The 12,372-nt window shown below is 46.8% G+C and carries 9 protein-coding genes; 2 read left to right on the forward strand and 7 right to left on the reverse strand.

What is annotated here, in order from left to right; all coding sequences use genetic code 11:
- Positions 1–191 precede the first annotated feature (191 nt).
- A complete protein-coding gene (locus D3H65_RS14860) occupies positions 192–2,720 on the reverse strand; it encodes an ATP-dependent Clp protease ATP-binding subunit (RefSeq protein WP_119051063.1) in 2,529 nt (842 codons plus the stop codon).
- 94 nt (positions 2,721–2,814) lie between these two features.
- On the opposite strand from D3H65_RS14860, the gene D3H65_RS14865 reads away from it, so the two are divergent.
- Together D3H65_RS14865 and D3H65_RS14870 are read left to right on the forward strand one after the other, a co-directional pair.
- A complete protein-coding gene (locus D3H65_RS14865) occupies positions 2,815–3,189 on the forward strand; it encodes an STAS domain-containing protein (RefSeq protein WP_119051064.1) in 375 nt (124 codons plus the stop codon).
- 182 nt (positions 3,190–3,371) lie between these two features.
- The gene (locus D3H65_RS14870; protein ID WP_119051065.1) at positions 3,372–4,052 is read left to right on the forward strand and encodes a 2-C-methyl-D-erythritol 4-phosphate cytidylyltransferase; all 681 of its coding nucleotides are present in this window, start codon (positions 3,372–3,374) and stop codon (positions 4,050–4,052) included.
- A 71-nt stretch (positions 4,053–4,123) separates the two neighbouring features.
- Here the strand turns inward: D3H65_RS14870 and D3H65_RS14875 are convergent, their stop codons facing one another.
- The 6 genes from D3H65_RS14875 to D3H65_RS14900 form a co-directional block, all read right to left on the reverse strand.
- Positions 4,124–5,065 carry a GNAT family N-acetyltransferase gene (locus D3H65_RS14875; protein WP_119051066.1) on the reverse strand — a complete coding sequence of 314 codons (942 nt, stop codon included), beginning with the start codon at positions 5,063–5,065 and terminating at the stop codon, positions 4,124–4,126.
- A 59-nt stretch (positions 5,066–5,124) separates the two neighbouring features.
- Positions 5,125–7,050, reverse strand: a complete 1,926-nt coding sequence (locus D3H65_RS14880; RefSeq protein WP_162915637.1) for a M1 family metallopeptidase — start codon at positions 7,048–7,050, stop codon at positions 5,125–5,127.
- 289 nt (positions 7,051–7,339) lie between these two features.
- On the reverse strand, positions 7,340–8,062 hold the full coding sequence (locus D3H65_RS14885) for a gluzincin family metallopeptidase (protein ID WP_119051068.1): 723 nt from the start codon (positions 8,060–8,062) through the stop codon (positions 7,340–7,342).
- 206 nt (positions 8,063–8,268) lie between these two features.
- Positions 8,269–9,846 (reverse strand): M1 family metallopeptidase, encoded by a 1,578-nt coding sequence (locus tag D3H65_RS14890; RefSeq protein ID WP_119051069.1) that lies wholly within the window; start codon positions 9,844–9,846, stop codon positions 8,269–8,271.
- 68 nt (positions 9,847–9,914) lie between these two features.
- Entirely contained in the window at positions 9,915–11,333 is a 1,419-nt protein-coding gene (locus tag D3H65_RS14895; RefSeq protein ID WP_119051070.1) for a sugar transferase, read from the reverse strand.
- A 7-nt stretch (positions 11,334–11,340) separates the two neighbouring features.
- Positions 11,341–12,315 carry a Gfo/Idh/MocA family protein gene (locus D3H65_RS14900; protein ID WP_119051071.1) on the reverse strand — a complete coding sequence of 325 codons (975 nt, stop codon included), beginning with the start codon at positions 12,313–12,315 and terminating at the stop codon, positions 11,341–11,343.
- Positions 12,316–12,372: the final 57 nt, after the last annotated feature.

Raw genomic sequence — 12,372 nt, forward strand, 5'->3', positions numbered from 1 at the left:
GCAACCAGGCAAAAAGGCATCAATGCAATGAAGTCTTTAGATCAGGGTGAGCCGCCCTTAAAGGGTGAGCCGCCCTTTAGGCGCCTTCGACAGGCTCAGGCTGACATCCGTTAAGGCTTCGACAAGCTATGACAAGGTAAGAAAAAACCCCTCCGCGTGGGAGGGGTTTGAGTATTTAGACTGTGACGTACTTAGGACGCTTCAGACTTTTCTTTAGTAGGTTCCTTGAGGGAGAACTGTATCTTGGTTTTCTCCTTATCAAGGTCAGCGATCATGATATCACCTTGCTTGATGTGCAGGTTGAGTATCTCTTCTGCGAGGGGATCTTCCAGGTATTTCTGAATCGCCCTATGCAGGGGACGTGCACCAAACTGCTGATCATATCCTTTTTCAGCGATGAAGTTTTTGGCTTCTTCGGTGAGTTCAAGGCTGAATCCAAGGCTCAACAGTCTCTTCATGACACCCTTCATCAGGATATCGATGATGAGGAAGATATGCTCCTTGGTGAGGCTATTGAAGATCACTACATCATCGATACGGTTGAGGAACTCGGGAGAGAAGGTCCGTTTGAGGGCCTTTTCTATGACTGCTTTGTTGTTCTCTTCTGAATTCTGTGTACGTGATGCGGTGGCAAACCCTACTCCATCACCAAAGTCTTTCAACTGGCGTACGCCAATGTTGGAGGTCATGATGATGAGTGTATTCTTGAAGTCTACTTTTCTGCCCAGGCCATCGGTCAATTGTCCATCGTCGAGTACCTGTAACAGGATATTGTAGATATCGGGGTGTGCTTTTTCAATTTCATCGAGCAGGATCACAGAATATGGTTTACGACGAACACGCTCGGTAAGCTGACCGCCTTCTTCATATCCAACATATCCGGGAGGAGCACCAATCAACCGGCTTACGGTGAATTTCTCCATGTATTCACTCATATCGATGCGGATGAGTGCATCTTCTGAATCGAACATGTACCGTGCCAGGGCTCTGGCCAACTCGGTTTTACCAACGCCGGTAGGACCCAGGAAGATAAAGGTACCGATGGGCTTCTTAGGATCTTTCAACCCTACCCTGTTGCGCTGGATAGCTTTCACTACTTTGGTGATGGCATCATTTTGTCCTACGACCACATTGCTCATGTCGATGGTCATGTTCCGTAACTTCTCTGTTTCGGCCTGCACCATTCTCTTGACAGGTATACCGGTCATCATACTGACGACTTCGGCAATTGCCTCTTCATCTATGGGATAGCGTTTGTGCTTGCTTTCTTCTTCCCAGCTTGCTTTGGCTTTTTCCAGCTCTTCCTGTAACCGTTTTTCGGTATCACGGAGGGAGGCAGCTTCTTCAAACTTCTGGCTCTTGACTACCTTGTTCTTCTCTACTTTCACATCCTCGATCTTTTTTTCGAGATCCAGGATCTCCTTGGGCACATTAATGTTCTTCAGGTGCACGCGGGCTCCTACTTCATCCATTACGTCGATAGCCTTGTCGGGCAACAGACGGTCGGTGATGTAACGATCGCTGAGCTTCACGCAGGCATCAATGGCTTCGTCATTGTAAGTAACATTGTGGTAGTCTTCGTATTTGGACTTAATGTTGTTCAATATCTGGATGGTCTCATCCACACTTGGTGGTTCTACCATCACTTTCTGGAACCGACGGTCGAGGGCACCATCTTTCTCGATATACATGCGGTATTCATCGAGTGTGGAAGCGCCAATGCATTGGAGCTCTCCTCTTGCGAGAGCTGGTTTAAAGATGTTGGAAGCATCGAGTGAACCACTGGCTCCACCGGCACCTACGATAGTATGTATCTCATCGATGAACAGGATGACATCACGGTTCTTTTCCAGCTCATTCATGATGGCCTTCATACGTTCTTCAAACTGTCCACGGTATTTGGTTCCTGCCACCAGTGCAGCGAGGTCGAGGGAGATGACACGTTTGTCAAACAATACCCGGGATACTTTGCGTTGAACGATGCGCAATGCCAGGCCTTCTACAATGGCTGTTTTACCAACACCTGGCTCACCAATGAGGATGGGGTTATTCTTTTTACGACGGGAGAGTATTTGTGATACCCGCTCGATCTCTTCTTCCCTTCCTACGATAGGATCCAGTGCTCCGCTTTCGGCCAACCGGGTGATATCACGACCAAAGTTGTCCAATACGGGTGTTTTACTTTTAGCATTTCCTGCTGCGCGTGATTTCTGTTGGGAGTATTTCTTTTCTTCATCGAAGTCGTCTTCGTTCTCATCTGCATACTCGCTACGAACATCATTGCTTTTCACTACGCCTAACTCGTTTCTAAATAAATCGTAATCCACGTCGAACTGATTTAAAATTTGAGTAGCTATGTTTTCCTTGTTCTTAAGAATGGAGAGCATGAGGTGCTCGGTTTCGACGGTAGGGCTTTTGAGGGCTTTCGCCTCCAGTACCGTAACACGAATTACCTTCTCTGCCTGTTTGGTCAGGGGTAAGCTGTTTATGTTGGCGATGTTCTTACCGGTCTTGTCCTTGACAGCCAATTCTACTTCTTTCCGCAGTTCATACAGATCAACATTGAAACTCTTCAATATCCGAACTGCCGTATTTTCACCCTCACGAATCAACCCAAGCAACAAATGTTCAGTACCGATAAAATCATTCCCCAGCCGTAAAGCCTCCTCCCTGCTAAACGAAATAATCTCCTTTACCTGGGCTGAAAAATTGTTATCCATTTTTATAATTTGTTGTGTTATACAATAATAACAAATATTTTTGACTTATGTTCCCGCCTTATTATTAACGGCTGTTAACAAACATTAAGTGTGTATGCAGGTCAAAATTGATACCAAGCAAAAATTCCATGCCATAACGCTCATTGAGCCGGTCTTAACTGCTAATATGACAGCAGAATTGGATGAATGTTTACTTCCCTTCCTCCAAAATGACGTTAAAAACGTGATACTAATTGTTAAAGACATTAACGAGCTGGACGATGCTGCGGGAGAATACCTATTAAAGATACAACAAACCTTTTATGAGCAAGGTGCATCGTTTGTAATCTGCGAGTTGCAGCCTTCGGTGGAAGATGCGCTGGACCGGGCGGGCATTCTGGAAATGATGAATGTGACGCCCACGGAAAGTGAGGCCTGGGATATTGTGCAACTGGAAGAGATCGAGCGGGAGTTGATGGGAGGAGAGTAATGCCATTCCGGGTCCCGTGTTTGTGGTTTCGAATTGGTTGCTGCGGTTGTAAATAGCTGCATAGGGATTTCCTGACCTCCGGTTTCCAGGATAAACCATAAACTTTTCCAGGTATTTGCAGCTAAATAAATCTTTTTGTACTCTTAACCAGTACATTACATAAAGTTGACGTTAACCCTTACATGAAAAAATACGCAGTTATTGTAGCCGGCGGATCAGGGATGCGCATGGGCACGGTGGTGCCCAAACAGTTTTTACCCCTGCAGGGGAAACCAGTATTGTGGTATACGCTTACGGCATTCCTGGATTCTTTTCCCGACCTGGACATTATTTTGGTATTGCCGGAGGCGCATATCCAGACGGGGCAGGAAATCCTACGCTCCACCTATGCCCCGGATCGCATCTGGATGGCAGTAGGAGGTGAAACCCGCTTTCACTCGGTACGGAATGGCCTGTCGCATATTCACCAGCATTCGATCGTTTTTGTACACGATGGGGTACGTTGCCTGCTGACTCCCCAACTGATCAGGCGCTGTTTCAGCATGGCACAGGAACGGGGCAATGCAATCCCGGCCATCACTGCGGTAGATTCTATCCGCATTGAGCACTTTGATCACAATGAATTCATCGACCGGAGCAAGGTGCGGATCATCCAGACACCGCAAACTTTTTACAGTGATATCATTAAAGCGGCTTTTGAACAGGAATATGAGGAATCGTTTACGGATGAGGCGAGTGTGGTAGAAAGGCTGGGAGTAAAGATCCACCTGATCGAAGGAGAATCGACCAATATCAAGATCACGCACCCCATTGATGTACTGATTGCCGAGAAGATACTGGAAGAACGGGAGATGGGGATCTGAAAAGAATACAGCATTTAGAATACAGAAGCCTGAACTCAACATTTAGAAGACAGGAGTGTGGCAGGGTAAATTCAGGAGTTGATCTTAGGATAACCTTTGCTTTTCCACTGCAGCCACCAGGGCAGCCGCTGGAACTGAAGGGCCGGATAGGCTTCATTTACGGCTCCGAAACTGCTGTAAAAAAATGCCAGGCTGGCAATATCTGATCCTTCAAAATCCAATATAAGCTCCTGCCCGGCATGGGCCTCAATGAACCGGTCAATGAGGTAATGGGAAGCGCCTAGGGTCTTTCCATTGGGATGATTGCCCACCAAAATGTAATAGGCCCTGGCTTTTGAATAAAACCACACACAGGATGCGACCAGTTCATCGTTAGGGGTATACACGCCACAGGCTTCCGCTGCCTGATTGGACAGCAGGTAATGAAACAGGTCTTTAAAATGAGCATAATCCTCCTCTCCAATATTGGTTGCCTGCTGCTGAATTTGCCAATGTGCCAACCTGATCACCTCTTCTACCTGAATACCTACTGCATAACGACAGTTTAATTGTTGGGCTTTTTTAATATTGCGACGTACATTATTCCGGTAATGGCTGTAAATATCCGCATAGGTGCTTTGAAGGTCCAGCACATAATTATTGCGAATGGATTGCAACTGGGAAGTGGGCAGAAAATTAGCGGGATTCAATAACAGGTCGACCAATTTAAAACGTGGCGGGATGGCCTGAATAAACAGGCCGGTCAATGCCGGGGTAACAGCTGTTCCAAAAATGCCCAGGGAAGCGGTAATCGGCGGATGAGCGAGGTAGCTGGTACCCCATTTCTTTTTCCATGGCAAGGGCATTACGGCTTCATAATCATTCAGCACCAGGGCATCCCAATCGACAGCCATCCTATCGAGGTAAAAAGAATAACCATAGATCAATCCATTGGGAGCGGCAGCCAGGCAGTTGTCCCATTTCACAGTATCAATCTGTGCACGCTGCAGGTATTGAATGGAATGATTTGACATGTTGCTGATCTAAACCCGGTGAGCTGTCCCGACTGAAGTACGGGACGACCCACCGAGTTTTAATGGCCAATGATCTTCCTCAGGTTGAAACGTTGTATATCAAAGCTGAAGGAGAGGCGTTTGCCAAATGTATTTACTTCGGGCGTGGTTTTGAGGTTGTCCCTGAATTCCTTGCTGTAGAACAGGGGCGCATAGACATTGAGCAGGTCTTTGAACAGGGTCAATTGTAAACCTGCCACGTACAGGAACCTGCTGGTCTCGGCATCCTTTTTCCAGGCTTCAGCATAAGTACCCAAATCCAGGAATATCCTTATGGGCAACTTTACAGGGAACAGCTTTTGAGGAAGTGTTGTATTGAAATTTGCGGAGGCCACCCAATTATCGGAACGGCCCTGTAATCCTGCAAAAAGGTCGGTACGTAATTTCAACCCGCCATCACGCATCATGATCTGCTGACTGGCGGCTCCATCAAATTCAGACCTACCAATAAAATAATTGCTGTAGGTGTAATCTTCATCGCCCCGTACAGCAGTGAGTTTTGGTTGATACAAAAAGGTACGTCCAAGCTTCTCGCTGGTCTTTCCTCCGATGTAGCCAAATTTGGCAGCAAATAGCCTTACCTGCATCCCTCCTCCTTTGGCATAATTGAAAAAGTAGTAGCCGGTAGCATTGGCCCGGTAGAAACCATCACCCTGTTGTAACTGGATCTGTACATCGTAGGGGTACAACTTTCTATAGTCGGTAATGTTGAACGTAAGCTGGTTGAGGTAACGGTTGCGTGTGACACCCGGTGCCGGATAAGTCATAGAATCATCGCTATCTGTTACATATTTGAATCCCTTTTCTCCTATCAGATAAGTTTTCCATTCTATCCATTTTTCAACGGTAGAGAGCAATGACTTGTTTTTGAAAGTGAAACGCAGGGATGGAACTACTTTGTGAAAGCCGCCAAAGACCTTGGTGGCATTGCTGTCTGTTCCTTCCAGGGTGGAAAACCGGGCACCGGTCAGTCCCAATTCGATGGATTGAAAATGCTTATTGGGATGCCAGGTATAACTGATGTTTCCAATGCCATTGATTTGTTTGCTGCCGGTTGCATATACGGGTACCGCTATGAATTGAAAATTATGGGAAGGCATGCTGATGTTGTGCAGCACCAGGCCAAGCATGAACTTATCGTACATGTTGTATCCGATGGCCGGTAAAAAGTTCACATAATTTACCTTCTCATAATCCTTCATAGAAAAGAGGAAGGCAGGCCTGATCTTTTTAGGGCCGGTATATCCGCCGGGCAACACACCGGTGGTATCGAGCAGCCGGAACGAGGCGCTGAGGTCTTTACCGGTCTGCTGCTGCATGAGCCGTTGAAAGTCTTCGGGTGCCGGATGTTTGAATTTCCATTGCTGGTAATACTGTTGCATGGCGGCATCAAAGGCGGGCTGGCCAATGGTTTGTTCCAGTTGCTTCATCCAGCTGGCGGCTTTGGCATAAGCGATCACGGCGTAATTATCTTCGGTAAAAGCGGCCGAAGGGGTATTGATGGGTTGGTCTTTTTTTTCTTTGGCAAGGGCTGCGAGGATCAATGCTGTCTGGTCTTCGGGTATCTTGGATTCAAACCAGCCTCTCGCCGGTTTATTGGGATACTTCCATTCTTTGTAGCGATTGCCATAATAAGAGTTAATGCCTTCATCCATCCAGGGATGGTCGCGTTCATTATTGGCCAGGATACCATAGAACCAGTTGTGGCCCACTTCATGTTCGATCACAAAATCCAGTGTTTGGGTATCCTTCACGGGACCTATATTGGTAATAGTGGGATATTCCATGCCGCCATCGAAACCTGTATTGGTTTCTACTACGCTCACTACATTGTAAGGATATTCGCCAATAAGCCGGGATCGGAAATGAATGGCGTCTTTTGTCATGGGGAGGCTGCTCTTCCACATTTTATCGTTGGGTGCATAGAAGGTCCAGGCGTCGATCACTCTTCCGGAGGGCAGTTGTATGGTATCGTAATTAACGACAAATTGTTTATCGGCAAACCAGGCAAAGTCGTGGATGTTGGTTTGTTTGAATTGTAAGGTCTTAACGATTCCGGATGTAGGATGTAGGATTTCGGATTCTTTAGGCTCGGCTACGTACTCCTTTTCTTTTGCCGGGGGGTATTGTTTACGGGCTTTTTTATGGTCTTTTTACCTTTCAGAGGCACTTTATTGGAAGTAGGTTTTGCAGCAGGTTTCTTCGGAGGGGGTTTCAGGAATTTTGGTTTTTGGATCACGGGGGGGCATGCTGTTCTCTATAAGCGGCATTCATTTTCCGCATCCATTGCTTTTCTTCTTCACTCTGCAGTTCACCGGTGGCAGCCACTACATAATCCTGGGGCACGGTAATGCGTACATCATAAGTACCGAACTCACTGTAAAATTCACCCTGGTCGAGGTAAGGCATAGGATGCCAGCCCTTGCTGTCATACACGGCGGGTTTGGGGTACCATTGGGTGGCCTGGTATGACTGGCCGGTGTGCCCTCCGCGGGAAAAATTCTTTGGCAGCTTTACATGGAAGGGGGTGGTAATCTCTGTTTGTGCGCCGGGCAGCAATGGCGTGGGGAGGTATACTTTTACAATATCAATGTATTGGGGATGATCTTCAGTAGGCAGTGTGGCATTGTTGATCCGGAAATCAAGGCGATTGATGTACCCGTGCTGTTCACGGCTGGAAAAATAAAAGTCGGTACGTCCCTGCAGGAGCAACTGGTCACTAAAAGCTGTCCGGTCATTTTTATAGGCATTGGGCCAAAGATGGAACCAGATGAAGGTGAGGGTATCGGGAGAATGGTTGGTGTACCGGAGTTTGAGGAAACCCTGCAGGCTGTTTTGCTGGTCGTCGAGGCTCACATCAATGGTATAATGCAGTTCCTGCTGCCAATAGGCAGATTGACACCAGGCAGCAGTGCTGGTTGAAGCCATAAGCAGAAGCAGCAGCAGTTTTTTCATCATACATCTATGATTAAATCCGTAATGTTCTCTACGGTTACGGATGCAAGGGGGCGCCTACGGCGCACCATTTGTTACAAAGCGGTTGCCCCGATGGGGCAAAATACACCTTTGATACACGATCCTACAAAGCGATAACCCCTAAAGGGGCAAATACACCTTTGATACGCCATCCTACAAAGCTTTAGCCACTAAAAGGCATAGCGTTTTTAAAAATTCCCTTCCCTATTCAACAGTTCAAAGTTCTGATCAAGGTTCTCCTGGCTGGACTTTTCCAGGGCTGCTTTGAGGTCTTCGGGGTAGGGATGTCTGAACTTCCAGGTAGCATAGTATGCCTGCATGGCCTTATCAAATACTTCCCGTCCCAAAGCCATTTCCAACAAATATAGCCAGGTAGCTGCTTTCACATATACAACGATACCGTAATCATTTTTATTGGCAAAACCTGTTGAGGCTGTATTTACGGGTTCTTTGGCAGGCAGGCTGTTGAGGGCATTGTACACACGGCTCAGCAGCTCGGGAGCAGGCAAAGCCTTTATTTCCTTGGGCATGGATCTCCCAAAAATACTGTTGGCCCTGTACTTTTCGGCTTCATACCGGAACTGGTAGAAACTGTTGATGCCTTCATCCATCCAGGGATAATCGCGCTCATTGCTGCCCAGGATGCCATAAAACCAATTGTGCCCCACTTCATGGGTAATCACGGCATCCAGTTCCTCTGCACCGGCTTCAGGACTGGTAATGAGGGTGATCATAGGGTATTCCATGCCGCCGGAAGAAAGGTTTTTGGGTCCTTCTACTGCCTGCACCACGGGCCAGGGATACTCTCCTATCCATCCGGAATAACGGCTTACGGCATCTTCAATAAAAGAAATGCTGTTGCTCCATTCTTTGTTGCCATTGGGCTGGTACCAGGCAAATACATCAACGATCTTACCGGAGGGTAATTGCAAAGTATCGTATTGAATAACGGCATCCTTATCGGCAAACCAGGCAAAGTCGTGGATATTCTCGCCAACGTATTGCAATGTTTTGGGCGCATCGGGTTGAGCGGCTTTGTATTTTGCCACAGCAGCTTTGGCCTGGTAGTTTTGAGCGCCGATGGTTTTGTATTGGTCCAGTTCTTCGGTGTTTTGCAAAGTACCGGTAGCACCTACCACATAGGCAGCGGGTACGGTGATGTTGACCTTAAAGGATCCAAACTCACTGTAAAACTCTCCCTGATCCAGATAGGGAAAGGCGTGCCATCCCTTTTTGTCGTATACGGCGGGTTTTGGATACCACTGGCAAATCATGTATTGATCACCATCGTAGCCGGAACGGGAAAAGTAAAAGGGCAATTTTACATGGAAAGGAGTAGTAATGGTAGTGGTTTGGCCAGGTAATAATGGGGAAGGTAGCAGGAGTTTGACCACATCTGCATCATTGGCACTGTCCTGCCCGGTGGTTACGGCTTTACCATCTACTGTAAATGCGAGGCCGTCAATATATCCTTCGTTCTTCTTATTCCTTAATTTTTTTCTGCCTTCCTTATCCTGGGACAACTGTTTGGCCAGGGCTGTATTATCGTCTTTATAAGCATTGGGCCAGAGGTGGAACCATATATAGGTGAGGGTATCGGGGGAATGATTGATGTATTTCACAGAAAGGTTGCCCTGAAGGGTGTGTAGTTTATCGTTGAGTGAAACATCAATGGAATAATGTACTTCCTGCTGCCAGTAGTCCTGGGCAAGGATGGTGTTACATACCAGGATAAGCGTTAAAAGGGGGCCAACTTTTCTATTCATAATTGTTTAAATATAAGCTGCGAGCTTTGAGCTGCGAGCTACGAGCAAAAAACAGTACTATTCAATAATTATCTTCCTTGTCCCATGAAAATAATCCTCAGTGTATGAGCCATGATCTTCAGATCGAGTGCGAGGGAGATATTTTCGATGTACATGAGGTCATATTTCATACGTTCGATCATCTGCTCTACATTTTCGGCATAACCAAACTTGACCATACCCCAGGAGGTAAGACCGGGTTTCACTTTAAGCAGGTATTTGAAGTAAGGGGTTTGCTGGTGGATACGGCTGATATAGTATGCCCGCTCGGGACGGGGGCCTACAAGGCTCATCTCTCCTTTCAAAATATTCCAGAACTGGGGCAGTTCATCCAGGCGCCAGGTGCGCATGGTCTTGCCCCATTTCGTGATACGCTCATCGTGGGATGAAGACAATTGGGGTCCATTCTGCTCAGCCGGGTGATACATGGACCGGAATTTAATGATAGAGAATTTACGTCCACGGTAACCCACTCTTTCCTGCCTGTAAAAAACGGGGCCTGGTGAAGAAGCTTTAACACGGATAGCTGCATACAGGAGTAAGGGGGATAAGAGGATCAATCCGAAGGAGGCAATGACCACATCTATAACGCGTTTGATATTCTGTTGCCAATCGGGCATGAGGTTGGTCTTCAGATCAGAGAGCACGGCGCCAAACACATTACTGGTCTTCACTGACCCGGAAAGGATATCGAGAATATCGGGTGCTATTTTGATGTCGACATCTTCTTCGCTGAGGACGGATACAATTTTTTCTACCTGTTGCTTTTCGGATTTTTCAAGGGCGATCACCACCAGTTGAACGCGGTGCTCGCGGATCACTTTTTCAATGTCTGCAATGTATCCGTATTGTGGTAAATAAGCGCTGATGCCATTGGTTTCGGGCGCCACTGCCACAAATCCGGTATAATGAAAGCCTGCCAGTCGAAGGCCAGCCCTGGTATCGTTGTATATCTTACTGGCCACGGAATGTCCTCCCACCAGGAGGGTATTGAATTGTACAGTACCATTCGTCAATTGTTTCCTTACGCGACCCAGGAGCAGGCTGCGCCCTATCCAGGTAAAAAAGAGTTGGGCCCATATATAAGTGAACAAGGCCTTGTAAAAGTAGGTGTACTTATGCTGTGGGTCGTTGATGACGATACTGAAGAAGATAATGGTACAACCAATGATACAGGTGATGATGGTATTGGTAAACTCATTGAGCCGGGATTTTTTATACATGGAGTAGTAAGACCCGGCCAGGGTAAATAAGACAAGCCAGGCCAACGGTATGAACAACAACCCCCACCAGAATGGCTGGCTAAAGACTAATCCATGTTCATGGGTGTAAATGGTCTCATGCAAAAAATAACGGCGTGCAAAATGCAAAACGATCCAGGCCAGTACGGCAGCAATATAGTCGCTGAGGAGATACCAGGCACTATGGATACGTTTATTAGCTGACATGTAAGGGTTACGCGGAAATACTATTATTTTTAATTTTATGCAAAATCTGGTGTGCTACATCCATGGCCCTGTAACCATCTACTTCAGATACCCTGGTGGGGGTATTATTAAGGATCGCATCGCGAAATGATTCCAGTTCTTTTTTGATCGCATTGACTTCCGGAACCTGGGGATTCAAAACCGCTATGGTCTTTTTGCCATGGGGGGTATCCAGGTCAAAGGAAAAGGCATCTACATCCTGGGGAGTCTTCAGTTTAATAACTTCGGACTTTTTATTGAGAAAGTCTACGCCAATATAAGCATCTTTCTGAAATAACCTCATTTTTCGCATTTTCTTCATAGAAATGCGGCTGGAGGTTAGGTTGGCAACGCAGCCATTGTTGAATTCTATCCTCACATTGGCAATATCGGGGGTATCTGTCATGACGGCCACGCCACTGGCGGAGATCAACTTTACTTCACTTTTTACAATGCTGAGTATAATGTCGATGTCGTGGATCATGAGGTCAAGTATCACGCTCACTTCGGTACCGCGTGGGTTGAATTGAGCCAGGCGATGGACCTCTATGAACATAGGGTGTAACTGCATGTGCTGAATACCGAGGTAAGCAGGGTTGAACCGTTCCACATGACCTACCTGAAGTTTGACGTTTGATTCCCGCACCAGCTTTACGATCTCGCGGGCTTCCTCCATGGTATTGGCCAGGGGTTTTTCTACAAATACATGCTTACCCTTACGGATAGCCAGCTTACAAAGATTGAAATGGTAAGTAGTGGGTGCTACGATATCCACCATATCTACGGCTTCTATCAGGCGTTCAGGATCGAGAAACCTTGCCAGCTGGTATTTCTCCGTGACTTCCTGTGCGGCCACATCGTCGGGATCATAAAACCCTACGAGTTCTATGTCTTTAATTTCTTTCCAGTTGTTGAGATGGAATTTTCCGAGATGACCAACGCCGAATACGCCAACCTTTAGCATAGGTATTGTGAGTTACAATGAGTTAAAGGTCAAAGATAAACTGTGTAATTGGTTTGT

Origin of the sequence: Paraflavitalea soli (assembly GCF_003555545.1) — a bacterium.
Lineage (GTDB): Bacteria > Bacteroidota > Bacteroidia > Chitinophagales > Chitinophagaceae > Paraflavitalea > Paraflavitalea soli.